28 protein-coding genes are annotated in these 24,793 nt (G+C 69.7%); 16 read left to right on the top strand and 12 right to left on the bottom strand.

Annotation, left to right across the window (positions count from 1 at the left end; translation table 11 throughout):
- Window positions 1–95 precede the first annotated feature (95 nt).
- Complete coding sequence (locus KV106_RS34330; protein WP_261216126.1) at window positions 96–1,013, bottom strand: AEC family transporter; 918 nt, start codon at window positions 1,011–1,013, stop codon at window positions 96–98.
- 101 nt (window positions 1,014–1,114) lie between these two features.
- Here KV106_RS34330 and KV106_RS34325 point away from each other — a divergent pair, with 101 nt between their 5' ends.
- A complete protein-coding gene (locus KV106_RS34325; RefSeq protein ID WP_057595916.1) occupies window positions 1,115–2,089 on the top strand; it encodes a tripartite tricarboxylate transporter substrate binding protein BugE in 975 nt (324 codons plus the stop codon).
- A gap of 73 nt (window positions 2,090–2,162) precedes the next feature.
- A complete protein-coding gene (gene xerD, locus KV106_RS34320; RefSeq protein ID WP_057595917.1) occupies window positions 2,163–3,074 on the top strand; it encodes a site-specific tyrosine recombinase XerD in 912 nt (303 codons plus the stop codon).
- Window positions 3,075–3,083: 9 nt separating this feature from the next.
- Here xerD and KV106_RS34315 read toward each other — a convergent pair whose 3' ends face one another.
- On the bottom strand, window positions 3,084–3,983 hold the full coding sequence (locus tag KV106_RS34315; RefSeq protein WP_057595918.1) for a LysR substrate-binding domain-containing protein: 900 nt from the start codon (window positions 3,981–3,983) through the stop codon (window positions 3,084–3,086).
- A 225-nt stretch (window positions 3,984–4,208) separates the two neighbouring features.
- Here KV106_RS34315 and phnD point away from each other — a divergent pair, with 225 nt between their 5' ends.
- The 8 genes from phnD to KV106_RS34275 all read left to right on the top strand — a co-directional run bounded on the left by phnD (window position 4,209) and on the right by KV106_RS34275 (window position 11,250).
- Complete coding sequence (gene phnD, locus KV106_RS34310) at window positions 4,209–5,072, top strand: phosphonate ABC transporter substrate-binding protein (RefSeq protein WP_057595944.1); 864 nt, start codon at window positions 4,209–4,211, stop codon at window positions 5,070–5,072.
- Window positions 5,069–5,899 carry a phosphonate ABC transporter ATP-binding protein gene (phnC, locus tag KV106_RS34305; protein ID WP_057595919.1) on the top strand — a complete coding sequence of 277 codons (831 nt, stop codon included), beginning with the start codon at window positions 5,069–5,071 and terminating at the stop codon, window positions 5,897–5,899. The genes phnD and phnC overlap by 4 nt, the downstream gene beginning before the upstream one ends.
- Window positions 5,896–6,717 (top strand): phosphonate ABC transporter, permease protein PhnE, encoded by an 822-nt coding sequence (gene phnE / locus KV106_RS34300; RefSeq protein WP_261216115.1) that lies wholly within the window; start codon window positions 5,896–5,898, stop codon window positions 6,715–6,717. The genes phnC and phnE overlap by 4 nt, the downstream gene beginning before the upstream one ends.
- A gap of 95 nt (window positions 6,718–6,812) precedes the next feature.
- Window positions 6,813–7,793, top strand: a complete 981-nt coding sequence (locus KV106_RS34295) for a Bug family tripartite tricarboxylate transporter substrate binding protein (RefSeq protein WP_261216113.1) — start codon at window positions 6,813–6,815, stop codon at window positions 7,791–7,793.
- 20 nt (window positions 7,794–7,813) lie between these two features.
- Window positions 7,814–8,821: a Bug family tripartite tricarboxylate transporter substrate binding protein gene (locus KV106_RS34290; RefSeq protein ID WP_172705653.1), complete on the top strand. Its 1,008-nt coding sequence runs from the start codon at window positions 7,814–7,816 to the stop codon at window positions 8,819–8,821.
- 75 nt (window positions 8,822–8,896) lie between these two features.
- A complete protein-coding gene (locus tag KV106_RS34285; protein ID WP_261216109.1) occupies window positions 8,897–9,478 on the top strand; it encodes a TetR/AcrR family transcriptional regulator in 582 nt (193 codons plus the stop codon).
- Window positions 9,479–9,568: 90 nt separating this feature from the next.
- Complete coding sequence (locus tag KV106_RS34280) at window positions 9,569–10,702, top strand: thiolase family protein (protein WP_261216107.1); 1,134 nt, start codon at window positions 9,569–9,571, stop codon at window positions 10,700–10,702.
- An 83-nt stretch (window positions 10,703–10,785) separates the two neighbouring features.
- The gene (locus KV106_RS34275) at window positions 10,786–11,250 is read left to right on the top strand and encodes a MaoC family dehydratase (RefSeq protein ID WP_261216105.1); all 465 of its coding nucleotides are present in this window, start codon (window positions 10,786–10,788) and stop codon (window positions 11,248–11,250) included.
- A gap of 3 nt (window positions 11,251–11,253) precedes the next feature.
- On the opposite strand, the gene KV106_RS34270 is transcribed toward KV106_RS34275, so the two are convergent.
- Window positions 11,254–12,066, bottom strand: a complete 813-nt coding sequence (locus tag KV106_RS34270; protein ID WP_261216103.1) for a ferritin-like domain-containing protein — start codon at window positions 12,064–12,066, stop codon at window positions 11,254–11,256.
- A gap of 50 nt (window positions 12,067–12,116) precedes the next feature.
- Between KV106_RS34270 and KV106_RS34265 the strand changes: the two genes are divergently transcribed.
- Window positions 12,117–12,641, top strand: coding sequence for a gamma carbonic anhydrase family protein (locus KV106_RS34265; protein WP_057595925.1), 525 nt, complete (start codon window positions 12,117–12,119; stop codon window positions 12,639–12,641).
- 37 nt (window positions 12,642–12,678) lie between these two features.
- Window positions 12,679–13,677: an Hsp33 family molecular chaperone HslO gene (gene hslO, locus KV106_RS34260; protein ID WP_261216095.1), complete on the top strand. Its 999-nt coding sequence runs from the start codon at window positions 12,679–12,681 to the stop codon at window positions 13,675–13,677.
- Between the two features lie 15 nt (window positions 13,678–13,692).
- On the opposite strand, the gene KV106_RS34255 is transcribed toward hslO, so the two are convergent.
- Together KV106_RS34255 and KV106_RS34250 are read right to left on the bottom strand one after the other, a co-directional pair.
- Window positions 13,693–14,562 (bottom strand): NAD(P)-dependent oxidoreductase, encoded by an 870-nt coding sequence (locus tag KV106_RS34255; protein ID WP_261216093.1) that lies wholly within the window; start codon window positions 14,560–14,562, stop codon window positions 13,693–13,695.
- A 3-nt stretch (window positions 14,563–14,565) separates the two neighbouring features.
- A complete protein-coding gene (locus tag KV106_RS34250) occupies window positions 14,566–15,357 on the bottom strand; it encodes an SDR family oxidoreductase (protein ID WP_261216092.1) in 792 nt (263 codons plus the stop codon).
- 94 nt (window positions 15,358–15,451) lie between these two features.
- Between KV106_RS34250 and KV106_RS34245 the strand changes: the two genes are divergently transcribed.
- Window positions 15,452–16,237, top strand: a complete 786-nt coding sequence (locus KV106_RS34245) for an AraC family transcriptional regulator (protein ID WP_261216091.1) — start codon at window positions 15,452–15,454, stop codon at window positions 16,235–16,237.
- A 9-nt stretch (window positions 16,238–16,246) separates the two neighbouring features.
- Here KV106_RS34245 and KV106_RS34240 read toward each other — a convergent pair whose 3' ends face one another.
- From KV106_RS34240 to KV106_RS34210, 7 genes are all read right to left on the bottom strand, one after another.
- Window positions 16,247–17,242, bottom strand: coding sequence for a hypothetical protein (locus tag KV106_RS34240; RefSeq protein WP_261216089.1), 996 nt, complete (start codon window positions 17,240–17,242; stop codon window positions 16,247–16,249).
- 121 nt (window positions 17,243–17,363) lie between these two features.
- Window positions 17,364–18,059 carry an AAA family ATPase gene (locus KV106_RS34235; protein ID WP_261216088.1) on the bottom strand — a complete coding sequence of 232 codons (696 nt, stop codon included), beginning with the start codon at window positions 18,057–18,059 and terminating at the stop codon, window positions 17,364–17,366.
- Window positions 18,056–18,676, bottom strand: a complete 621-nt coding sequence (pnuC, locus tag KV106_RS34230) for a nicotinamide riboside transporter PnuC (RefSeq protein ID WP_057595948.1) — start codon at window positions 18,674–18,676, stop codon at window positions 18,056–18,058. Before pnuC ends, KV106_RS34235 begins: the two co-directional genes overlap by 4 nt.
- A gap of 55 nt (window positions 18,677–18,731) precedes the next feature.
- Complete coding sequence (gene ftsB / locus KV106_RS34225; protein WP_057595933.1) at window positions 18,732–19,010, bottom strand: cell division protein FtsB; 279 nt, start codon at window positions 19,008–19,010, stop codon at window positions 18,732–18,734.
- 116 nt (window positions 19,011–19,126) lie between these two features.
- On the bottom strand, window positions 19,127–20,410 hold the full coding sequence (eno, locus tag KV106_RS34220) for a phosphopyruvate hydratase (RefSeq protein WP_057595934.1): 1,284 nt from the start codon (window positions 20,408–20,410) through the stop codon (window positions 19,127–19,129).
- Window positions 20,411–20,438: 28 nt separating this feature from the next.
- A complete protein-coding gene (locus KV106_RS34215) occupies window positions 20,439–20,729 on the bottom strand; it encodes a DUF1330 domain-containing protein (protein WP_261216087.1) in 291 nt (96 codons plus the stop codon).
- Window positions 20,726–22,408 (bottom strand): CTP synthase, encoded by a 1,683-nt coding sequence (locus KV106_RS34210; RefSeq protein ID WP_057595936.1) that lies wholly within the window; start codon window positions 22,406–22,408, stop codon window positions 20,726–20,728. Before KV106_RS34210 ends, KV106_RS34215 begins: the two co-directional genes overlap by 4 nt.
- A 179-nt stretch (window positions 22,409–22,587) precedes the next feature.
- Between KV106_RS34210 and coaBC the strand changes: the two genes are divergently transcribed.
- Genes coaBC through dut form a run of 3 tightly spaced genes read left to right on the top strand, consistent with a single transcriptional unit; the run spans window position 22,588 to window position 24,718 of the window.
- Complete coding sequence (gene coaBC, locus KV106_RS34205) at window positions 22,588–23,811, top strand: bifunctional phosphopantothenoylcysteine decarboxylase/phosphopantothenate--cysteine ligase CoaBC (RefSeq protein ID WP_261216085.1); 1,224 nt, start codon at window positions 22,588–22,590, stop codon at window positions 23,809–23,811.
- Window positions 23,811–24,275: a hypothetical protein gene (locus tag KV106_RS34200; RefSeq protein ID WP_057595938.1), complete on the top strand. Its 465-nt coding sequence runs from the start codon at window positions 23,811–23,813 to the stop codon at window positions 24,273–24,275. Before coaBC ends, KV106_RS34200 begins: the two co-directional genes overlap by 1 nt.
- Window positions 24,272–24,718, top strand: a complete 447-nt coding sequence (dut, locus tag KV106_RS34195; RefSeq protein WP_057595939.1) for a dUTP diphosphatase — start codon at window positions 24,272–24,274, stop codon at window positions 24,716–24,718. The genes KV106_RS34200 and dut overlap by 4 nt, the downstream gene beginning before the upstream one ends.
- Window positions 24,719–24,793 lie beyond the last annotated feature (75 nt).

Genomic DNA, 24,793 nt, shown 5'->3' with positions numbered 1-24,793 from the left:
GAGACAAGAGAAAGTGACTCGCCCGCCGGGGCGAGACCCGGCCAACGGCCTCAGCAGGACCAACAAAAAAATCAAGCAGACAGCGCTGGAAGGATTCAACGAGGCAGCGCCAAAGCAAACGGCAAACTAACCACCCCCAACACCGTAGACATAGTCACCAACCCCGCCACAAACGCCCCGTTGTACCCCATCCTCTGCGCCAGCACATACGCACTCGAAGCCGTAGGAACCGCAGAAAAAGCCATCAACACCGAAGCCTGCGCCGCATCCAGCCGCAACCACCGAGCCAGCCCCCAGGCCACCAGCGGCAAGATGAAGTGCCGAATGGAAAGCACCGAGACAGCCAGCACCTTCCCCCGCCCCAACGTAGCGAACTGCATCCCCGCCCCCGCAGCCAGCAGCCCGAGCGCCAACGAAGCCGCCCCGATGCGAGACAAGGTCGGCGTGAGCCAGCCAGGCACCGTGAACCCCAGCACGTTCGCCAGCAACCCCGCCACCGTCGCCACGATCAGCGGATTGCGCACCAGCTGCCGCGCGAACCCGGTCTGCGCATGCCGCGTCATCGGCCACACCGCCGCGATGTTCATCATCGGCACGCACACCCCGATCAGCACCGCGATCAGCAGCAGGCCTTCGGGCCCCGCGAGCCGCTCGGCCATCGCGAGGCAGATGAAGGAGTTGAAGCGGAACGCGACCTGCACGCTCGCCGCGTGATCGCGCCGGTCGAGGTGCGAGCCGAGGCCCGGCACCCAGGGCAGGGCATAGGCCAGCGCCACGCCGCACAGGCTCACGCCCACGCCCGCCATCAGCAGGCTCGAGGTCGCACCAAAATCGAGCGGGCTGCGCACGATCGAATGGAACAGCAGCGTGGGAAAAAGAAAGTAGTAGACGAGGCTCTCGACCTGGTCCCAGACCTTGCGGTCCAGCGCGGTGTAGCGGCACAGGAGCCAGCCGATGGCGATCAGGGAGAAGTCGGGGAAAAGCAGCTGCGCGTAGTTCACCGCGCCGAGCATAAACCGCCCAAACCATGGGTATTCCAGGGCTCGGGCCGAGGCGGCGAGCCGCTAGCATCGCTGCTTTCGCAATTTCGTCCCCATCGTTCAAGGAGTAATCGATGCAACGTCGCCAATGGAGTGCCTTCGTCGGTGCCGCCGCGCTGGTCGCGGTCGCGGGCCCGGCCTTCGCCCAGGGCTATCCCAACAAGCCGGTCGAACTGAGCGTTCCCTTCGCCCCGGGCGGCACGACGGACATCGTGGCGCGCGTGGTGGCCGATCCGCTGGGCAAGGTGCTGGGCCAGCCGGTGGTGGTGATCAACCGCGCCGGCGGCGGCGGCATCGTGGGCGCGGCCGAGACGGCGCGCTCGGCGCCCGACGGCTACAAGCTCGGCGTGGCCACGGTGTCGAGCACGGCGGCCAACCCGGCCATCAACCCGAAGACGCCGTACGACCCGATCAACGACTTCACGCCGATCATCAACATCGCGGCCACGCCGAACATCATCGCGGTCAACCCGAGCTTCCCGGCGAAGAACTACGCCGAGTTCGTGGCCGAGCTCAAGAAGAACCCCGGCAAGTACTCGTACGCCTCGTCGGGCACGGGCGGCATCGGCCACCTGCTGATGGAGCTCTACAAGAGCCTCACCAACACCTTCGTCACGCACATCCCGTACCGCGGCGCGGGCCCGGCGCTCAACGACGTGGTGGCCGGTCAGGTGCCGATCATGTTCGACAACATCCCCTCGGCCATGCCCTTCATCCAGAGCGGCCGCCTGGTCCCGATCGTGGTGTCGGCGCCGCAGCGTCTGGCCGCGCTGCCGAACGTGCCGACCTTCAAGGAAGTCGGCCTCGAGCCGGTGAACCGCATGGCCTACTACGGCATCCTCGGCCCGAAGGGCCTGCCGAAGGAAGTGGTCGACAAGATCAGCGCCGGCGTGAAGAAGGCGGTGGAAGACCCGGCCGTGAAGAAGCGCATCGAGGACACCGGCTCGCTGATCGTGGCCAACACGCCCGAGCAGTTCTCGGCCCAGATCAAGGCCGAGTACGAGGTCTACAAGGACGTGGTGGCCAAGCAGAAGCTCAAGCTCGACTGATTTCGCGCCAGCCGGAAGAAGGGCCGTCCCCCGTCGCGGGGAGCGGCCCTTTTTTTTGCTATCTTGCCCACCCATGACCGAGGCCGCCGCCGCACCCACCCCCGACATCGACGAGTTCATCGACGCCCTCTGGCTCGAGGACGGCCTGTCGAAGAACACGCTCGCCGCCTACCGGCGCGACCTCGCGCTGTTCGCGCACTGGCTCGACCAGCAGCGCGGCGGCATGAAGCTCGGCGCCGCGCAGGAGGCCGACCTGCAGGCCTACATGGGCGTGCGGCTGTCGGCCAAGGGCAAGGCCACCTCGGCCAACCGGCGGCTCACGGTGTTCAAGCGCTACTACCGCTGGGCGCTGCGCGAGCGCCGCATCGTGGCCGACCCGAGCCTGCGGCTGATGCCCGCGCGCCAGATGCCGCGCGCGATCAAGCTGCTGTCGGAGAAGCAGGTCGACGACCTGCTCGGCGCGCCCGACGTCGACACACCGCTGGGCCTGCGCGACCGCGCGATGCTCGAGCTGATGTATGCGAGCGGGCTGCGCGTGAGCGAGCTGGTCTCGCTCAAGGTGATCGACATCAGCCTCAACGACGGCGTGCTGCGCGTGCTCGGCAAGGGCAGCAAGGAGCGCCTGGTGCCCTTCGGCGGCGAGGCGCGGCGCTGGATCGAGCGCTACATCGAGGAGTCGCGCCCCGTGATCCTCGACGGCCAGCAGACGCCCGACCTGTTCGTGACCGCGCGCGGCGCGGGCATGACGCGCGTGATGTTCTGGGTCATCGTGAAGAAGCAGGCGGCCGCGGCCGGCATCCACGTGCCGCTGTCGCCGCACACGCTGCGCCATGCCTTCGCGACCCACCTGCTGAACCACGGCGCCGACCTGCGCGCGGTGCAGATGCTGCTGGGCCACGCCGACATCTCGACCACCACCATCTACACGCACGTGGCGCGCGAGCGGCTCAAGCAGCTGCACGCGCAGCACCATCCGCGCGGCTGAGGCCCGCGCTCAGTGGCTCCTGCGCCGCCGGCCCTCGGGCGCGGCCGAGAGCGCGGGGGAGAGGGTGTCGAAGAAGGCGCTGACCATGCGCATGTCGCGCCGCTCGGCCAGGCACAGCGCATGGGCCGAGGTGAAGATCTCGGTGTCGCTGATCGCCACGCGATGCAGGTCGGGCGCGGGCACGTACTCGACCTCCGACACCGCGGCGATGCCCAGGCCCTGCAGCACGGCTTCGCGGATTACCTCGCGGCTGCCGATCTCCATCACCACGTCGGCGCGGATGCGTGCCTTGTCGAGCGCGAGCTCGAGCGCCTTGCGCGTGGTCGAGCCCTGCTCGCGCATGATCAGCCGCTCGCCCTCGAGCTCGGCCAGCCGGATCGCGCGGCGGCGCGCGAAGCGGTGCGAGGAGGGCACGAAGATCACCACCGGCTGCTTCATGAAGGGCACCGCGAGGAAGCGCTCGTCGCGCACCATCTGCGCGAGCACGCCCACGTCGGCGCTGTAGTCGAGCAGCTGGTTCAGCACGTCCTGCGAGTTGCCGGTGCTCACCGTCACCTTGATGCCGGGATAGCGCTGGTTGAAGTCGACCAGCATCTTCGTCACGTGATAGGGCCCCACGGCCGCCACGCGCAGGTGGCCGGTGCGCAGCTCGCCCGCGTCGCCCAGCAGGTTCACCGCATCGGCCTCGAGGCTGAAGATCTGCTGCGCGAGCTGCATCAGCTGCTCGCCCATCACCGTGAGCTGCACGCGCCGGCCGCGGCGGTGGAACAGCTCGACCTTGTAGGCCTCCTCGAGAAAGCGCACCTGCGTCGTGATGGTGGGCTGGCTCACGTGCAGGCTCTCGGCGGCGCGCGTGAAACTGCCTTCGCGGGCCACCGCGAAGAAGGAACGAAGCTGGGTCAGGCGCATGCGGCGGCTCCGGAAAAAGCGGAAATTCTCGATGAACCCGACTATAGGTTCATTGAATACATCGACGAAAAAATTTGAATTGGATCGATGAATGGGCCGGTGATGTACTCGCCGCCAGGTGCTCCAGGTCGGCACGAAAAAAGACGACCGGAACGCCACGAATCCTCGGGCCGCCACGACGGCGGCGCGAGGGACCGGAACCGCAGAAGACTGGAGACACAGATGATGAAACGCAGAAGCTTGCTGTTCGGCACGGCCGCCGCCGTGGGCGCGGCCTTCCTTCCACCGGCGAGGGCGCAGCAGGCGCTCACGGTCGGGCTGATTCCTTCCGAGGATTCGCGCGCGATGATCGCCAACAGCCAGCGCATGATGGACATGCTGGCCCAGGGCCTCGGCATGCCGGTCAAGCCCTTCGTGGCGGCCGACTACAACGGCGTGATCGAGGCGCTGCGCTCGAAGCGGCTCGACGTGGCCTACCTCGGCCCGTTCTCGTACGTGCTGGGCACTACGGTGGCCGACATCGAGGCCTTCGCGGTCGCCGAGACCAAGAAGGCCGGCCGCACCTTCTATTACAGCCAGGTGGTGGCCCACAAGGACAGCGGCATCAAGAGCGTGAAGGACCTCAAGGGCCGCACCTTCGCCTTCGTCGATCCCAGTTCCACCTCGGGCCACCTGTTCCCCAAGGCGGGGCTGATGAAGGCCGGCTTCGATCCCGACAAGGACTTCGGCCGCGTGATCTTCTCGGGCTCGCACGACTCGAGCGCGATCGCGGTGCAGAACCGCAAGGTCGACGCGGCCGCCATCGCCGACCGCATCCTCGATGCCGCGGTGGCGAAGGGGCTGGTCAAGCGCGAGGATCTGGTCGAGGTCTGGCGCTCCGAGCCGATCCCCGAATCGCCCACGGTCTGGCGCAAGGACCTCGGCGCCGATCTCAAGCAGCGCGTGCAGGCGGCCTTCCTGCAGGTGAAGGACATCCCCTGGTCCGACCAGGGCCTGCTCAACGGCTTCCATCCGACCAACGACGCGGCCTACAACGTGATCCGCGACACGGCCAGGATCCTGAAGCTCGACCTGGGGAAGATGAAATGATCGAGATCCGCGGCCTTTGCAAGCGCTACGGCGACTTCACCGCGCTCCACCAGGTCGACCTCGCGGTCGGCAAGGGCGAGTTCGTCGTCATCCTCGGTGCCTCGGGCGCCGGCAAGTCGACGCTGCTTCGCTGCATCAACCAGCTCGCCGAGCCCACGCAGGGCGAGGTGCGGGTGGACGGCGAGCCGGTGCGGCGCGATCGCGCGGGGCTGCGCCGCGTGCGCCGCGACGTGGCGATGATCTTCCAGCACTACAACGTGGTGCCGCGCCTGTCGGTGCTGAAGAACGTGCTGACCGGGCGCCTGGGCTCGATGCCGGCGCTGGCCTCGTGGTTCCAGGTCTTTCCGGCGCGCGACATCGCGATCGCGCGCGAGTGCCTGCGCCGCGTCGAGCTCGACCACAAGGCCGAGCTGCGCACCGACACGCTCTCGGGCGGCCAGAAGCAGCGCGTGGGCATCGCGCGGGCGCTGGCGCAGCGGCCCAAGGTGATCCTGGCCGACGAGCCGGTGGCCAGCCTCGATCCGAAGACTTCGCGCAAGGTGCTGAACTATTTGCGGCAGGCCAGCCGCGAGGACGGCATCACCGTGATCTGCAACCTGCACCAGGTCGATTACGCGCGCGAGTTCGCGCAGCGCGTGATCGGCGTGGCGGGCGGACGCGTGGTGTTCGAGGGCCGGCCCGACGCGCTGACCGACGAGGTGCTGCAGCGCATCTATCCGGGCGGCCTCGAGCCCGACCCGGGGGAACCGAAGGAGGACGCGGCCCTGGCCGCGGCGCACGCGCCGGCGCTGCCGCCGGTCCAGCAACTCGCCCTGGAGCAGCCATGATCGCGATCGGACGCTACAACCTGCTGATCGCCCGCAGCGACGGCAACCCCGGCTGGTGGAAGTACCTGGTCGCCGCGGCGGCCGGGCTCGGCGTGCTCTGGTGGGCCGCGATCGGCGCGCAGGTGAGCTTCGGCGAGCTCGCCAAGGGCATGCCGTGGATCGCCGACTTCCTCGGCCGCATGCTGCCGCCCAACTGGGAGTTCATGGGCAAGCTGGTGAAGCCCGCCATCGAGACGGTGCAGATCGCGCTCTGGGGCACGCTGCTGGCGGTGGTGCTCGCGGTGCCGTTGTGCTTCTTCGCGGCGCGCAACATCTCGCCGAACCCGGCGGTGTTCCATGCGATGCGGCAGGTGCTCAACATCACGCGCGGCATCAACGAGATCATCCTCGCGCTGATCTTCGTGGCGGCGGTCGGCCTCGGGCCCTTTCCGGGCGTGCTGGCACTGGCGCTGCATGGCGCGGGCATGCTCGGCAAGTTCTTCGCCGAGTCGATCGAGGAGATCGACCACGGGCCGATCGAGGCGCTGCGCTCCACGGGCGCGGGCCCGATCCAGACCATCGTCTTCGGCGTGATCCCGCAGGTCGTGACGGCATGGATCGGCGTCATCGTCTACCGCTTCGAGACCAACCTGCGCCAGGCCACGGTGCTGGGCATGGTGGGCGCGGGCGGCATCGGCTTCGAACTGGTGGGCAGCATGAAGCTGTTCCAGTACCAGGACACGGCGACCTGCATCCTGGTCATCGTCGTCATGGTGATGACCGCCGACTACCTCTCGACCCGGCTGCGCGCCTGGATCCAGCAGGGCAGCCGTTCCTGAGGCCGCGGCCGGCCGCGCGCCCTGTCTCTCGTGCTTCGAGGCCGTGCCGCGGCTTGCCGCAGAATCGGCGGCTTTCGAACACGAGAGACATCGACATGAGGATCCACCGCGTCTTCCTGGCCGGCCTCGCGCTGGCCGCGACCGCCGCCACCATCGGCCCCGCCCTGGCCCAGGGCTACCCCTCCGCCAAGCCCATCCGCCTGATCGTCGGCTATCCGCCCGGCGGCGGCATCGACTTCGCGGCGCGCACGGTGCAGGTGCCGCTGCAGGAGGCGCTCAAGCAGCAGCTGGTGGTCGACTACAAGCCCGGCGCGAGCGGCATGATCGCGGCCACCGAACTCACGCGCCAGCCGGCCGACGGCTACACGCTGCTGCTGGCCAACACCGGGCCGTTCGCGATCGCGCCGTACCTGCAGAGCAAGCCGCCGTACGACCCCATCAAGCAGTTCACCTACATCGGCCAGATCAGCCAGGGCAGCTACATCGCGGTGACGCGGCCCGATCATCCGGCCAGGGACCTGAAGGAATTCGTGGCCTGGGCCAAGGGCCAGCCCGGCAAGGTCAACTTCGCCTCGGGCGGCAACGGCACCTCGACGCACCTCAACGGCGAGCTGATGAACCAGGTCACGGGCCTGGACATGACGCACGTGCCCTACAAGGGCAGCGCGCCCGCGGTGCAGGACCTGATCGGCGGGCAGACGCAGATCCTGATCGACGCGGGCAGCGTGCTGCTGCCGCAGGTGAAGGGCGGCAAGCTCAAGGCGCTGGCCGTGACCGGGCCGCAGCGCGATCCGCAGCTGCCCGACGTGCCGACCGTGAAGGAGCTGGGCCTCGCGGGCATGGAGTCGGTGGGCTTCCAGGGCCTGGTGGGACCGGCGGGCATGCCGAAGGAGGTGGTGGACCGTCTCGCGGGCGAACTCGCCAAGGCGCTCGCGCAGCCGGCGATCCGCGCCAAGTTCGCCGCGGCGGGCGCCGAGGTCCATTCGCTGGGCCCGACCGAGTTCGCGGCCTTCGTGAAGGCCGACAACGAGAAATGGTCGAAGCTGATCCGCGAGCGCAAGCTGCAGCTCGACTGATGGAGGCAGACTCGAGGGCCATGACGAATCCGATGCATTCCTTCTTCTTCCCGACGCGCCGCACCGCGGTGCTCGCCTCGCTGGCCGCGGCCGGCGCCTTCCTCTGCGGCACCGCGGCGGCCCAGACTCCGGCCGTGCCCAAGACCCTGCGGCTGATCGTGGCCTATCCGGCCGGCGGCGTCAGCGACGTGGTCGCGCGCGCGCTCGGCGACCGGCTCGCGGCGCAGCTCGGCACTACGGTGGTGGTCGAGAACCGCGCGGGCGCCAGCGGCGCGATCGGCATGGACGCGGTGGCCAAGGCCGCGCCCGACGGCGCGACCCTGGGCTTCTCGGCCATCAGCCCGCTGGTGCTGAGCCCGCACCTGGGCAAGCTGCCCTTCGATCCGCTGAAGGACGTGGCGCCGGTGGCCAGCGTGATGTATTCGCCGGTGCTGCTGATCGCCACGCCCGCGAGCAAGGCGAAGGACTTCCGCGCACTGCTCGACGACGCCAGGGCCCATCCGGGCGCGGTGCGCTGGGCCACCTCGGGGCCGGCCTCGCTGGGCCACATCGTGCTCGAGCAGCTGCGCTCGGCCGCCAACGTCGACATCACGCACGTGCCCTACAAGGGCGGCGGCCAGCAGCTCAACGATGCGCTGGGCGGGCAGTTCGAGATCCTCTCGACCAACGCCAGCCCCACGCTGGGCGCGCACATCCAGTCGGGCAAGCTGCGCCCGCTCGCGGTGGGCGCGCCGGCGCGGCTCGAGAGCCTGCCGCAGGTGCCCACGCTGGGCGAGCTGGGCTACAAGGCGGCCAACATCAACTCGCTGTTCGGCGTGTTCGCGCCGGCCGCCACGCCGCCGGCGCTGCTCGCGCGCTACAACGCCGAGATCAACAAGGCGCTGGCCAGCCCCGAGCTGCGCGCCAAGCTCACGGCCACCGACAACGTGCCCACGGGCGGGCCCGCGGCCGACTTCGCGAAGGAGATCGCCAGCGAGTTCGAGAGCAATGGCAGGATCGTGAAGGCAGCCGGGATCAAGGCGGATTGAGAACCCCGGCGGCGACGCGGGCTTGTCGCCCACGCGATAGGCCCACCTTTTCCCTACCTTATAGTAGGTAACGTAATGAGCAGCGTCTCCTCAGCGGCACTCGCCACCGGCAGCACGCGCGACCAGATCCTGGGCGCGGCGCGCGAGCTCATCACCACGCGCTCGTACCTGGGTTTCAGCTTCCAGGACGTGGCCGACGCGGTCGGCATCCGCAAGGCCAGCCTCTACCACCACTTCCCGTCCAAGGAAGCGCTGGGCGTGGCCGTGCTGCGCGACGCGATCCAGGGTTTCCGCCGCTGGGACGAGGCCAAGTCGCGCACGCCGCGCGAGTCGCTCGACGCCTATTTCCGCATGTACCGCAATGGCTTGAAGGCCGGTTCAGCCGTCTGTCCCGCGGGGGCGCTGGCGCCGGGCTGGGGCTGCACCAACGAGGAGCTGCGTCTCACGGTCCAGGAGCTGCGCGAGAAGCAGGTGCTGTGGCTGAGCGGCGTGCTCGGCGCGCTGGCGCCCGAGCGGCTCCAGGGCGGGGGCGCCGCGGCGCTCGCGGCCTATGTGTTCGCGGTCTGCCAGGGCGCGCTGATCGCGGCGCGCATGACCGGCCGCGTGGAGGATTTCGACGACGCGGTCGCGCAACTGAGGAGTTCGCTGCCCGCCTGACGCACCGGCATCCGCCCGAAGGCACGCCCCGCGTGCCTCTTTTTTGACCTGTCAGCCTACCGATTGGATGGTAGTTTTTAGGAGCACACCATGAAAGCCGTCATTTCCGCCTATGCCCGTTCGCCGTTCCATTTCGCGAAGAAGGGCGCGCTGGCCGAGGTGCGTCCCGACACGCTGGCCGCCGGCGTGGTCCGGGGCCTGCTGCAGCGCACCGACCTCGATCCCGCGCTGCTCGAGGACATCGTCCTGGGCTGCGCCTATCCCGAGGCCTCGCAGGGCAACAACCTCGCGCGCATCGTCGGCCTGCTGGCCGGCCTGCCGCACGAAGTGGGCGGCATGACGGTCAACCGCTTCTGCGGCTCGTCGATGCAGGCGGTGCACATCGCCGCCGCGCAGATCGAGGCCGGCATGGGCGAGGCTTTCCTCTGCGTGGGCGTGGAGTCGATGAGCATGGTGCCGCAGGGCGGCTTCAACTTCTCGCCGAGCCCGGAACTGCTGGCGAACACCGACGCCTACATCTCGATGGGCGAGACCGCCGAGAACGTGGCGCAGCGCTGGAACGTGAGCCGCGCCGACCAGGAGGCGCTGGCGGTCGAATCGCACCGCAAGGCCGCCGCCGCGCGCGAGCAGGGCCGCCTGGCCGGCGAGATCGTGCCGGTGCGCCTGGCCTCGGGCGAGCTGGTCGAGGCCGACGGCTGCATCCGTCCCACCACCTCGGCCGAGGCGCTGGCCAAGCTCAAGCCCGCCTTCCGTGCCGATGGCGTGGTGACGGCCGGCACCTCGTCGCCGCTGACCGACGGCGCGGCCGCGGTGCTGGTGACCAGCGATGCCTTCGCCGCGCGCCATGGGCTGAAGGCGCTGGCGCGCATCAAGTCCTTCGCCACCGTGGGCGTCGACCCGGCCATCATGGGCATCGGCCCGATCCCCGCCACGCGCAAGGCGCTGGCACGCGCGGGCCTGAGCGTGGCCGACCTCGACGTGGTCGAGATCAACGAGGCCTTCTCCTCGCAGGCGCTGGCCTGCATCCGCGACCTCGGGCTCGATCCGGCCACGGTCAATCTCGACGGCGGCGGCCTGTCGATCGGCCATCCGCTGGGCGCGACCGGCGCGCGCATCACGGGCAAGGCGGCCTCGCTGCTGGCGCGCGAGAACGGCCGCTATGCGCTGGCCACGCAGTGCATTGGCGGCGGGCAGGGCATCGCGACCATCCTCGAGCGCGTCTGAGCATCCGGGCGCCCGCGCGACACGACACGACCGGCACGGTGGCGACAATGCCGCCGTGCCATCTTGCGAAGGAGGAACGCACCATGAACGACACCACCCGCCCCAGGCTGTACCTCGACGACCTCGCCGTGGGCGACCGCTTCACCAGCGGCGAATACGCGCTCGACGCCGAGAAGATCAAGGCCTTCGCGCTGCAGTTCGATCCGCAGCCCTTCCACACCGACGAGGAGGCCGCCAAGCGCACCTTCTTCGGCGGCCTGGCCGCGAGCGGCTGGCACACGGCGGCCGTGACCATGCGCCTCCTGGTCGACAGCGGCATTCCGCTGGCCGACGGCATCATCGGTTCGGGCGGCGACGAGATCCGCTGGCCGCAGCCCACGCGGCCCGGCGACGTGCTGCACGTGGTCAGCGAGATCGTCGAGATCGTGCCCTCGCGTTCCAAGCCGGGCCGCGCCATGGTCCGCGTGCGCTGCGAGACGCGCAACCAGCGCGGCGAGGTGCTGCAGCACTTCTCGCCCAAGCTGGTGGTGATGAAGAAGCCGGATTGACTCCTAGGCGGCGCTGCTACCGCCCAGCGCCTTGAGCTCCTCGTCGCTGAAGCCCGCGCGCGTGCGCGCCTCGAGGTTGAACGGCGGCTTGAGCCGCGGCGCCTCGTAGCGCGCCACGAGCTCGGGGTAGGCGGCCTCGGCGTCGATGCCCGCGCGCTCGCAGAGCCAGCGGTACCAGTGGTTGCCGATCGCCACGTGGCCCACCTCGTCGCGCAGGATGATGTCGAGGATCTCGACCGCGCGCAGCGCATCGGGCGTGTTCACGCGCTTGAGCTTGGCCTGGATCAGCGGCGTGGCATCGAGCCCGCGCGCCTCGAGCGTGCGCGGCACCAGCGCCATGCGCGCGAGCACGTCGTCGCGCGTCTTCTCGCACATGCTCCACAGGCCGTCGTGGCCCGTGAAGTCGCCGTAGCGCCAGCCCATGGTCCGCAGGTGCGCATGCAGCAGCGTGAAGTGCTGCGCCTCCTCGTCGGCCACGCGCAGCCAGTCCTGGTAGTAGCGCGCGGGCATGCCGTCGTAGCGCCAGGCGGCGTCGAGCGCGAGGTTGATGGCGTTGAACTCGATGTGGCAGATCGAATGGACCAGCGCCGCGCGGCCCTCGGTGTTGAACGGCGAGCGCTTGCCCACCGCCATGGCCGACACGCGCAGCGGGCGCTCGGGACGGCCCGGCACGCCGAACTCGTCGCCGGGCACGCGCACGGGTTCGTCTGCTATGGTTTCGCTAGCGATGTGCGTTGCCAGCGCGCGGGTTGCCGCCACTTTTTCGTCGGGGTCGGTGAGGCGCAGCGCGGCCAGGGCGCTCAATCGGGGGTGCATCCCTACAATTCTAGGTTTCACCCCTCTTTCCCTTTCCGGAGACTCCCACGATGGCCCTCTATGAACTCGACGGCGTGGCGCCGCAACTCGGCGACGGCGCATGGGTCGCCGACAGCGCCGAGGTGATGGGGCGCGTGACGCTGGCCGAGAACGCGAACGTCTGGTTCGGCGCCGTGCTGCGCGGCGACACCGAAGCCATGACCATCGGGCGCAACAGCAACATCCAGGACCTGTCGGTGCTCCATTGCGACATCGGCTGCCCGCTGACGGTGGGCGAGAACGTCACGGTGGGCCACCAGGTCATGCTGCACGGCTGCACCATCGGCGACAACACGCTGATCGGCATGCAGGCGGTGGTCTTGAATAACGCGAAGATCGGCCGCAACTCGATCGTCGGCGCCGGTGCGCTCGTGACCGAGGGCTCGGAATTCCCCGACAACTCGATGATCCTGGGATCGCCCGCCAAGGTGGTGCGCACGCTCGACGAAGCGGCCGCCGCCAAGCTGCGCCAGGGCGCGGAGCACTACGTCAAGAACGCCCGCCGCTTCGCGGCCGGCCTCAAGAAGATCGCCTGAGCCTGTGCGCGAGGGCACCCGAAGAAAGAACCCCGTTGTGAGCGAGCTGCATAAATTCCTGTTCGATGGCCTGCCGGTGCGCGGCATGATCGTGCGCCTGACGGATGCCTGGCAGGAGATCCTCGCGCGGCGCGCCTCCAACACCGCCACCGGCGCCTACCCGCCGCCGGTGGTCGAGCTGCTCGGCGAGATGACGGCCGCGGCCACGCTGATGCAGGCCAACATCAAGTTCAACGGCGCGCTGATCCTGCAGATCTTCGGCGACGGCCCCGTGAAGGTGGCCGTGGCCGAGGTCAAGCCCGACCTGAGCCTGCGCGCCACCGCCAAGACCATCGGCGAGCTGCCGGCCGATGCGCGGCTGCCCGACATGGTCAACGTGAACAACAAGGGCCGCTGCGCGATCACGCTCGACCCCAAGGACAAGCTGCCGGGCCAGCAGCCCTACCAGGGCGTGGTGCCGCTGTTCGGCGACGAGGGCGAGAAGCTCGGCAAGCTCAGCGAGGTGCTGCAGCACTACATGCTGCAGAGCGAGCAGCTCGACACCACGCTGGTACTGGCGGCCGACGACAAGGTGGCCGCGGGCCTGCTGATCCAGCGCCTGCCGGTCAAGGGCGAGGGCAACCTCGAAGGCACGGCGCCGGCCGACCGCGACCAGGCGAACGAGGACCAGATCGGCCGCAACGAGGACTACAACCGGATCTCGATCCTGGCCTCGACGCTCACGCGCGAGGAGCTGCTCACGCTCGACGTCGAGACCATCCTGCGGCGCCTGTTCTGGGAAGAGAAGCTGCTGCGCTTCGAGCCGCAGCGCGGCATGCTGGGCCCGCACTTCGCCTGCACCTGCGGCCGCGAGCGCGTGGCGCAGATGATCCGCGGCCTCGGCGCCGAGGAGGCCGAGAGCATCCTCGCCGAGCGCGGCGACATCGAGGTGGGCTGCGACTTCTGCGGCAAGCAGTACCGCTTCGACGCGGTCGATGCGGCGCAGATCTTCCGTCCGCCGGGCGACCAGATCCCCGGCACGCCGGTGGTGCAGTAAGCCGGTGCCGGGCGTTCAGCCCGGCTGCCGCAGCACCTTGACCATCGCCGCGAGCCGCTCGTTCGCATAGCCGGCCGCGAGCGCGCGGTCGAACCAGCCCATCAGGAAATCGGGAAAGCCCGCGTCGAGCCGCGCCTCGCGCGCCTGCCGCACGAACAGCCGGCCCGAGCCCGCGCAGGTCGCCATCGAGCTCTCGGGTTCGCCGTAGCGCTCGGCGTGGATGTCCTCGCCCTCGGCGCGGATCATCTCGCCGATCACGGGCGAGATGGTGCCGGTCATTCGTGCGAAGTCCCGCACCGGCAGCCGCTCCGACTCGAAGATGCGCACGCCGTGGAAGAAGCCGGCCATCGCGCCGAACATGCACGACAGCGTGGCCAGGTCCCAGGCGGCGGCGTTGCCGATCGGCTCGCCCAGGTAGGCGATGTGGCCCGCGATGGCCTCGAGCACCGGCCGGCAGGCCGCGAGCGCGCGCTCCTCGCCGGAGACGAACAGCGGCGTGTCGGGCCGGCCAATCTGCGAGGGCGTGGCGAGCAGCGCGCCGTCGAGGTAGGCCACGCCGTCGAGTCGCGCCCAGTCGTCGCGCGCATCCTGCGGCGTGCCGGTGCTCAGCTGCACCAGCACCTTGCCGCGCAGCGCCTCGGCCACGCCCGGTTGCGCGAGGATCGCGCGCCAGGCCGCGTAGTCGGCCACGCAGACCAGCACCACGGGGCTCGCGGCGACGGCGGCGCGCGCATCGGCGGCGAGCACGGTGCCCTGGCCGAGCAGCGCTTCGGCGCGGCTCGGCGTGCGGTTCCACAGCGTGAGCGTGTGGCCGCGCTGCAGGGCGCGCGCGAGCGCGCTGCCCATCGGTCCGAGGCCGATCAGGGAGACGTTGGTGGTGCTCATTGTTCAGTCCTGCGCCGGGCTGAGGTTCTGGCCCAGGCCGCCGTCGACCGTGAGCCGCGCGCCGGTGGTGAAGGTGGCGTCGAAGGCCAGGAACAGCACCGCGCGCGCCACTTCCTCGGCGCTGCCGTGGCGCCGCATCGGCGTGATCTGGTCGCCCAGGCGCACGAACTCCGCGCGCTCGGCGGGCGTGGCATCGGCCACGCCGAGCGTGGGCGTGTCGATGAAGCCCGGGCTCACCACGTTGACGCGGATGCCGCGCCCGACCAGCTCGGCCGCGAAGCCCGAGGCGAAGGAGCGCAGCGCGGCCTTGGTCGCGCTGTAGACGCCCATGCCGTGCATGCCGCCCTCGTCGGCGATCGACGAGGTGAAGACGATGGACGCGCCGGGCTTCATCAGCGGCGCGAGCTTCTGCACCGTGAAGAAGGCGCCCTTGGTATTGATCGCGAAGGCACGGTCGTAGCCGGCCTCCGTGACCTGCTCGAAGGGCTCGAGCGTGGCGATGCCGGCGTTGATGTGCAGCAGGTCGACATGGCCCAGCGCTTCGCGCGCGGTGGCCGCGAGCGCATCGATGTCGGCCAGCGAGGCGGCGTCGCTCGCCAGCACCTGTGCCTGCGGGCCCAGCGCGTGGCGCGCGGCCTCGAGGTTCCTCGGATTGCGCCCGGTCAGGATCACGCGGGCGCCGCCCGCGAGCAGCGCCTGGGCCGTGGCCAGGCCCATGCCGATGGTGCCGCCCGTGATGACGGCGGTCTTGCCGCGGTAGCGGGTGTTGCTGTCTTGGTGGAGAGTGGTGTTCATGGCCGCGATGATTCCGCGCGCATGGCGCGCGGTCGCGCACGATCGGGCAGCCCCGAGCACGAACGGACGACGGCGCGCGGCCGATAATGGTCCGATGAGCGACACCGACCTGCGCATCGAACTGCGGCAGACGCCCGCCGGCATCGTCGGCTACGAGCCGCTGCCCGAGCACCGCATCAAGCTCCACACGGGCGCGCCGGTGGCCGGTGCCTGCCAGTTCCACCGCTTCCTCTACACGCGCGGCGACCTCGACATCGTGCCCGCGGGCGTGAGCGACGTGTGGCACGAGGAGGCCGCGAGCACCTCGCTGATGCTGCGCGTGTCGACCGCGCTGCTGCGCCGCACGGCCGACGAGATGGGGCTGCCCGCCGAATGCGCCACGCTCGCGCAGCGCCACCAGTTCCGCGATGCCCACATCGAGCACATCGCCTGGGCCCTCGACGCCGAACGCCGCGCGGGCTTTGCCAACGGCACCCTGTATGCCGACAGCCTCGGCACCGCGCTCGCCGTGCACCTGCTGAGCGGCCAGCGCCGCCCCGAGCCCGTGCCCGCGCGCGGCCTCACGCGGCCGCAGCTGCGCCGCGTGACCGAGCACATCGAGGCCCACCTCGACGGCGATCTTTCGCTGTCCTCGCTGGCCGACGTGGCGGGCCTCAGCGCCTCGCACCTCAAGACCCTGTTCAAGCGCTCGACCGGCCTGCCGGTGCACGAGTACGTGGTGCACCGCCGCGTCGACCGCGCGCGCGGCCTGCTGCTGCGCAGCGACCTGCCCGCGAGCCAGGTGGCGCTGGAGAGCGGCTTCTCGCACCAGAGCCACATGGCACGCTGCATGCGGCGCGTGCTCGGCGTGACGCCGGGCGAGGTGCGGCGCGCGGGTTGAACGAGGCGCTCAGCGCGCCTTGGCTTCGCGCGGGTTCGCGCTGTCGAAACCCCCGAAGAAGATGTCCGGTGCGCTCGTGTTGTGCTTCGACGGCAGGCTGCGTCCGAAGCGGAACTGCGTGCCCTCGAGCGTCTTCACTTCGGGCAGCGGTGTCGCGACCGGCGGTGCCTCGGGCGCGGCCTGCCAGCGCACCTCGCTGACGTCGGCGTTGTCGGGCGTCACGTACATCGAGCGCAGCACCGCGAAGGGCCTTGCCTCGCGCGTGGGGGCCGAGAAGCGCACGTCGAGCGCGGTGCGTTCGCGGCTGATCTCCTCGACGTTGGCGACCGCGCTGCCGCCGCGCGCGAAGCGCAGGTGGATCGACAGCGGCTTGGGCACGATGCGGATCGAGGCGATGTCGACCACGGGCCGGCCGGCCTGCTCGACCGGGCCAAGCAGGAACGAGGAGCCGTAGACGCCGTCGCCGAAGCGCGCCTCGGGCAGGGGCTTGATGCGCCAGTAGCCGTCGGAGGGATAGAGCACCAGCGCCTCGAGCGCCTTGCCGCCTTCCTTGCGGAAGACCTGCAGCAGGTGGAAGCCGCGGTCGCTGACGGTGCCCACGCGCACCGGCACGCGCTGCGGCCGCCAGAAGCTCGCCAGCGTCATGCCGACGATGCGCCACTGCGCGTTGTCGAGCAGCACCACGGTGCGCGGCTCGAAGCGATGCGCGGGATCGGTGGGATGCTCGCCGCCGTCGAAGTTGCAGCCCGAGAAGTCGGGCGCGGTGACGTCGTTGCCGATGCTGGCCAGGTAGGACGGCTGCAGCGCCTCGATGCGCAGCCGCCGTATGCCTTCGCCGCGCAGCACCAGCGAGACGTTGTCCTCCTCGGCGCAGGCGGTGGGCGTGGTGCCGTTCTCGACCGTGGCGCGCAACGGGGCCGCGCTGGCGGCGGCGCCGACCAGCACCGAGGCCGCGAGGGCGGTGGCGAGGAGGGCGGCGGTGCGGAAGCGGCGGCGAAGAGGCATCGGGTCTCCAGGCAAGAGGAAGAGGGGAAACAACGGCAACGGGCAACGAACGCCGAAGCTTAGAGGATGGCGCAGCGCCGGACGGCGCCATGTCGGAGGGCACCGCGCGGGCGCGGCGGCCTCACTCGCGGCGCGCGAGCAGGTCGGTGAACAGGCGGTGCTCGCACTCGGGATCGGAGCACTTGTCGCAGGACCAGGTCCAGCCTTCGCCCGCCGTGGCCACGCCGCGGTCGGGCACCACGGCATCGCGTCCGCCGTCGCGCAACAGGCCGCCGCGGTCGGCCACGCTCTGGATCGCGCGCCAGGCGCCGGCCAGCCGTTCGCTGCCGCTGCCATGCACCACGGTGTAGGCCACGCCCGCGCTGGCGAGCGCGCGGCGCACCATCGCGTCGACCGGCTCGCGCACATGCGGGCCGTCGCGCATCTCGTCGGCCACCCAGGGCAGGTCGAGCGCGGTCAGCAGGGTGATCGCGCAGCGCTGCTGGGCCGCGAGCGCATCGGGGTAGAGGGTGGTGTCGGCGAACAGCAGCTCACTGTAGACGGCGGTCATGACGGCCGTGGTGTCGGCCACCGCCACGCCGAGCGCGGCCGCGGCATCGATGCGGCGGGTCTGCTCCTCGGCGATGGCCTGCTGCTCGTCGGCGCGCGGCGTGCGGCCCTCGCGCTCGCACCATTCGCGCAGGTACTCGCCGACGAAGGTGGCGTGGATGCCGCGCTCGTGCATGCGCTGCACGAGGGCGCGCGCGAGCTCGGTCTTGCCGGTGCTCTCGGCGCCGAGCAGCGCGACGATGCAGCCGGTGGGCAGCACGGGCGTCATGCGGTGGCGGCCTTCGGCAGCCGCTGGCGCCAGGCCAGGTAGCCGGCCACGCTGAGCGCCGCGAACACGGCGTACAGCCCGACCGTGAGCCACAGGCCCTTGTGGACGAAGAGGCCGATGCTGACCAGGTTGACGGCCAGCCACACGACCCAGTTCTCGATGAACTTGCGCCCGAGCAGGAACTGGCCGACCAGGCTCAGGCCGGTGGCGAAGCCGTCCCACCAGGGCACGTCGGTGTCGGTGAAGCGGCGCAGGAAGAGGGCGACCGCGGGCCAGGCCAGCGCGCAGGCCAGCAGCGCGAGCGCGAGGCCGCGACGCGAGAGACGGCTCACGCGCAGCGCCGAGCCGTCGGCCCGGTGGCCGCGCAGCCATTGCAGCCAGCCCCAGAAGGCGACGACCGCGAAGAAGACCTGCAGCGAGGCGTCGCCATAGATCTTCGCCTGCGCGAACACGCCCACGTAGAGCAGCGAGCTGACGATCGCGAGCGGCCAGCCCCAGTGGATCTCGCGCATGTTGCAGCCGACCATGGCCAGTGCCAGCACGGCGGCCACGCATTCGAGCCAGGTGACGGGAGAGCCCCAGAGCGCGAAGGCGGGGGCGGAAAGGATTTCGGGCATCGGCTGGGCGGCGTGCACGGCGCGCCGAGGGCTCGGCGAGAGCGGCCCGCGTGGATCAGTGGGCGATCTGGACGAAGACTTCGTTCGGTTTGACCATGCCGAGCTCCTGGCGGGCACGCTCCTCGACCATCTCGAGGCCGTCCTTGAGGTCGTTGACCTCGGAGGCCAGCCGCTCGTTGGTGATGGCGGCCTTGGCGTTCGAATCCTTCTGCGAGGCCAGCTTGGCCTGCAGCTGCGCCACGTCGCGCACGCTGCCGCGCCCGTTCCACAGCTGCCACTGGAGGATGGCCAGCAGCACGAGCAGAACGATGGGAGGAATGAAGCGCGCGCGCATGGTCCGCGGACTTTACCCGCGCTCCCCACACGGCCCGCCGGGGGCGGCGCAGCGCCGATCCGCGAAATGCGGAAAAAGCGGCAATGCGCGCGGCTCTTCGGGCCGGGGAGGGGGCATCACTTGAGGTTGTAGAACGCGCCGCGGCCCGGGTAGACGGCGATGTCGCCGAGGTCTTCCTCGATGCGCAGCAGCTGGTTGTACTTGGCGATGCGGTCCGAGCGCGAGAGCGAGCCGGTCTTGATCTGGCCGGCGTTGGTGCCCACGGCGATGTCGGCGATGGTGCTGTCCTCGGTCTCGCCCGAGCGGTGCGAGATCACGGCCGTGTAGCCGGCGCGCTTGGCCATCTCGATCGCGGCGAAGGTCTCGGTCAGGGTGCCGATCTGGTTGATCTTGATCAGGATCGAGTTGGCGATGCCCTTCTCGATGCCTTCCTGCAGGATCTTGGTGTTGGTGACGAACAGATCGTCGCCCACCAGCTGCACGCGCTTGCCCAGGCGTTCGGTCAGGTGCTTCCAGCCGTCCCAGTCGCCTTCGTGCATGCCGTCTTCGATGCTGATGATCGGGTACTTGTCGACCCAGGTCGCGAGCATGTCGGTCCAGTTCTCGGCCGACAGCGAGAGGTTCTCGCCAGACAGCACGTACTTGCCGTCCTTGTAGAACTCGCTGGCGGCGCAGTCCAGGCCCAGCGCGATCTGCTCGCCGGCCACGTAGCCGGCCTTGTCGATGGCTTCGAGGATCAGCTGGATCGCCGCTTCGTGGCTCTCGACGCTCGGCGCGAAACCGCCTTCGTCGCCCACGGCGGTGCTGATGCCGCGGTCGCCCAGGATCTTCTTGAGCGCATGGAACACCTCGGCACCGTAGCGCACGGCTTCGCGGAAGCTCGGCGCGCCCACGGGGATGATCATGAACTCCTGCAGGTCCAGGCTGTTGTTGGCGTGCGCGCCGCCGTTGATGACGTTCATCATCGGCACCGGCATCTGCATGCCGCCCATGCCGCCGAAGTAGCGGTACAGCGGCAGGCCCGATTCCTCGGCGGCCGCGCGGGCCACGGCCATCGACACGGCCAGCGTGGCGTTGGCGCCCAGGCGGCCCTTGTTGTCGGTGCCGTCGAGGTCGATCATCGTGCGGTCGAGGAAGGCCTGTTCGCTGGCATCGAGGCCGAGCACGGCTTCGGAGATCTCGGTGTTGATGTTCTCCACCGCCTTGAGCACGCCCTTGCCGAGGTAGCGCTTCTTGTCGCCGTCGCGCAGCTCGATGGCTTCGCGCGAACCGGTGGATGCGCCCGAGGGCACGGCCGCGCGGCCCATGGTGCCCGACTCGAGCAGCACGTCGCACTCGACGGTGGGATTGCCGCGGCTGTCGAGGATCTCGCGGCCGACGATGTCAACGATTGCACTCATCTTCTTTTCTTTCTCCAGTAAAAACGGATCACAGACCTTCGACGACGATCATGCGCATGATCGCGGCACCCTGGCGCGCCTCGCGCGCCTTGCCGTATTCGGGCGAGCTGTCGAACTTCTTCGCGGCCTCGACGCTCGGGAACTTGAGGATCACGATGCGCTGCGGCGCCCAGTCGCCCTCGAGCACCTCGACCTTGCCGCCACGCACGCAGACCTCGGCGCCATGCGCCTGCATGGCGGCGGTCGACCACTTCTTGTACTCCTCGTACTGGGTCGGATTGGTCACCTCGACGTTGGCGATGATGTAGGCACTGGTCATGCCACTGCCTTCAGCGTCTTGCCCGCATTGCCGGCGCCCTGGCCCTTGTGGTCGAGCGCGGCCTTGATGAAAGCGTTGAACAGCGGATGGCCGCTCCACGGCGTGGACTTGAACTCGGGGTGGAACTGCACGCCCATGAACCAGGGATGCACGTCCTGCGGCAGCTCGACGATCTCGGTCAACTGCTCGCGCTGCGTGAGCGCGGAGATCACGAGGCCGGCCTTGCGCAGCTGGTCGAGGTAGTTGACGTTGGCTTCGTAGCGATGGCGGTGGCGTTCGGTGACCACGTCGCCGTAGATGCTGTGGGCCAGCGTGCCGTCGGTCACGTCGGAACTCTGCGCGCCCAGGCGCATGGTGCCGCCGAGGTCGGACTTCTCGTTGCGCACCTTGATCGTGCCGTCGGCGTCCTTCCACTCGGTGATCAGCGCGATCACGGGGCAGGAGGTCTCGGGGTCGAATTCGGTGCTGTTGGCATCGGGCAGGCCGGCCACGTGGCGCGCGTACTCGATGGTGGCGACCTGCATGCCCAGGCAGATGCCGAGGTAGGGCACCTTGCCTTCGCGCGCGAAGCGGGCCGCGAGGATCTTGCCCTCGACGCCGCGCTGGCCGAAGCCGCCGGGCACGAGGATGGCGTCGTACTTGGCCAGGCGCGAGACGTCCTGCGCGGTGATGGTCTCGGAGTCGACGTAGTCGATCTTCACGCGCGCATGGTTCTTCATGCCGGCGTGGCGCAGCGCCTCGTTGAGCGACTTGTAGCTGTCCGACAGGTCGACGTACTTGCCGACCATGGCGATCGCCACTTCCTGCTGCGGATGCTCGACCTCGTACACCAGTTCGTCCCAGCGCGTGAGCTTGGCCGGCGGCGTGTTGATGCGCAGCTTGTCGCAGATCAGGCCGTCGAGGCCCTGCTCGTGCAGCATGCGCGGCACCTTGTAGATGGTGTCCACGTCCCACATCGAGATCACGCCCCATTCGGGCACGTTCGAGAACAACGAGATCTTGGCGCGCTCGTCGTCGGGGATCGGGCGGTCGGCGCGGCACAGCAGGGCGTCGGCCTGGATGCCGATCTCGCGCAGCTTCTGCGCCGTGTGCTGCGTGGGCTTGGTCTTGAGCTCGCCGGCGGCGGCGATCCAGGGCACGTAGCTCAGGTGCACGAAGGCCGAATTGTTCGGGCCCATGCGCAGGCTCATCTGGCGCACGGCCTCGAGGAAGGGCAGCGACTCGATGTCGCCCACGGTGCCGCCGATCTCGACGATGGCCACGTCGACCTCGTGCGCGGTGCCGATGCCGGCGCCGCGCTTGACGTATTCCTGGATCTCGTTGGTGATGTGCGGGATCACCTGCACCGTCTTGCCGAGGTAGTCGCCGCGGCGTTCCTTCTCGAGCACGGTCTTGTAGATCTGGCCGGTCGTGAAGTTGTTGGCCTTGCGCATGCGCGTCGTGATGAAGCGCTCGTAGTGGCCGAGGTCGAGGTCGGTTTCCGCACCGTCGTCGGTGACGAACACCTCGCCGTGCTGGAACGGCGACATCGTGCCGGGGTCGACGTTGATGTAGGGATCGAGCTTGATGAGGGTGACTTTGAGGCCGCGGGATTCGAGGATCGCGGCCAGCGAGGCGGAGGCGATTCCCTTGCCGAGGGAAGACACCACACCACCGGTGACGAAGACAAATTTGGTCATGCCAGTTCCGGACGCAAGGACCGGGCAGTGGGAAATTGAGATTATAGGTGTGCCCCCGGCGACACCCGGCGCGGGTGGACACTGTTACCTCGCCCGGCGCGGGACATCGGGGCCGCGGCGAACGACCGTTCGCCCCAGGGCGCGGCGGGGATGCGCGGGTCATTACACTCCGCCCCACCATGCAAGACCTCGCCGGCAAACACATCGTTCTGGGACTCACGGGCGGCATCGCCTGCTACAAATCGGCCGAGCTGTGCCGGCTGTTCGTGAAGGCGGGGGCCACGGTCCAGGTCGTCATGACCGAGTCGGCCGAGCAGTTCATGACGCCGGTGACGATGCAGGCGCTCTCGGGCCGCCCCGTCTACACCTCGCAGTGGGACGCGCGCGAGCCCAACAACATGCCGCACATCAACCTGAGCCGCGAGGCCGACGCGATCGTGCTCGCGCCCTGCAGCGCCGACTTCATCGCGCGCCTGGTGCAGGGCCGCTCCGACGAGTTGCTGAGCCTGCTGTGCCTGGCGCGCCCGCGCGACCGCGTGCCGCTTCTTCTCGCGCCCGCCATGAACCGCGAGATGTGGATGCATCCCGCGACCCAGCGCAACCTGGCGCAGGTGGCGGCCGACGGCGCCACCGTGCTCGGCGTGGGCAACGGCTGGCAGGCCTGCGGCGAGACCGGCGACGGCCGCATGCTCGAGCCGGCCCAATTGCTGGAGGACATCACCGCCTTCTTCCATCCCAAGCTGCTCGCGGGCCAGCACCTGCTGGTGACGGCCGGGCCGACCTTCGAGGCGCTCGACCCGATCCGCGGCATCACCAACCATTCGTCGGGCAAGATGGGCTTCGCCATCGCCCGCGCCGCGCGCGAAGCCGGCGCCGAGGTCACGCTGGTGGCCGGGCCGGTGCACCTGCCGACGCCGCGCGGCGTCACCCGCATCGACGTGCGCTCGGCGCAGGAGATGCTCGCGGCGACCGTCGGTTCATCCTCGCGTGCTAGCGTTTTCGTAGCAACGGCGGCGGTCGCCGACTGGCGCCCCGCGACCCAGAGCGACCAGAAGATCAAGAAGGACGGCAGCGGCAAGACCCCGGTGCTCGAGTTCGTCGAGAACCCCGACATCCTGCTGACCGTGGCGCGCAGCGAGCGCGCGCAGGCGAAGAAGCTGTTCTGCGTGGGCTTCGCGGCCGAGAGCGAGAACCTCGTCGCGCATGCCAAGGCCAAGCGCGAGCGCAAGGGCATCCCTCTGCTGGTGGGCAATATCGGCCCGCTGACCTTCGGCCAGGACGACAATGCGCTGCTGCTCGTGGACGCCGATGGCGTGCGCGAACTGCCTCGCGCGCCCAAGCTCACGCTGGCGCGCGAGCTCATGACGGAGATCGCGGCGCGGCTGCCCGACTGGAGGGTCTGATGAAGGCTGAATGGAACACCCCGCCCAATGGCGACTTCGTGCGCTATGTCGAGGGGCTGACGGCCCAGGCCGCGAGGAACCTCGGGCGCGGCCAGACGGACGTGACCGGCGAGCACGGGCTCGACGTCGGCATGACGCCGAGCGCGGGGCCGGGCGCGGTGGTGCCGCCGGCGCAGGCCCGCGCGCGCGCCGCGGCCGCCAAGGCCGCCAAGTCCGAATCCGCGCAGGGCGGACCCTTCGGCGCGCTCACCAAGCCCCTGCTCGGCGCGGCCGGCGTGGCCTTCGTGATCCTGTGGTCGATCGGCGTGCCGATCTACGTGCTGGTGGTGCTGGCCGGCCTGGCCTTCTGGTTCGCCGGCAAGCTCAAGTCGCTGGCCTTCCCCGGCGCCGCCAAGTGGCAGCAGGTGCTCGAGGAGGCGAACCGCCGCGGGACCGAATCTCAACAAGGAAAAGCAAGCAAGTGAAAGTCGACGTCCGCATCCTCGATCCCCGCATGGTGGAGCAGCTGCCCACCTACGCCACGCCCGGCAGCGCGGGGCTCGATCTCAGGGCCTGCATCGATGCGCCCGTCACGCTGGAGCCCAATGCCTGGCAACTGGTGGGCACCGGCATCGCGATCCACCTCGGCGACCCGGCCTATGCGGCCATGATCCTGCCGCGCTCGGGACTGGGCCACAAGCACGGCATCGTGTTGGGCAACCTGGTCGGGCTCATCGACAGCGATTACCAGGGCGAGCTCAAGATCAGCGCCTGGAACCGCAGCGACACGCCCTTCGTGCTGCAGCCGATGGAGCGGCTCGCGCAACTGGTCATCGTGCCGGTGGTGCAGGCGAAGTTCCATGTCGTCACCGAATTCGCGCCCACCCAGCGCGGCGAGGGCGGCTACGGCTCCACCGGCAAGCACTGACCGGGAGCTGACCGCGACGACCCGCAACCGCGCGCAACGGCGCGTATCGCGGCGGTAAAGAAAGGAACCTCGGAA

Origin of the sequence: Variovorax endophyticus (assembly GCF_025376855.1) — a bacterium.
Taxonomy (GTDB): domain Bacteria; phylum Pseudomonadota; class Gammaproteobacteria; order Burkholderiales; family Burkholderiaceae_C; genus Variovorax.
Note: the sequence above shows the minus strand (reverse complement) of the source record. Positions and strands in the feature narration are given on the sequence as shown.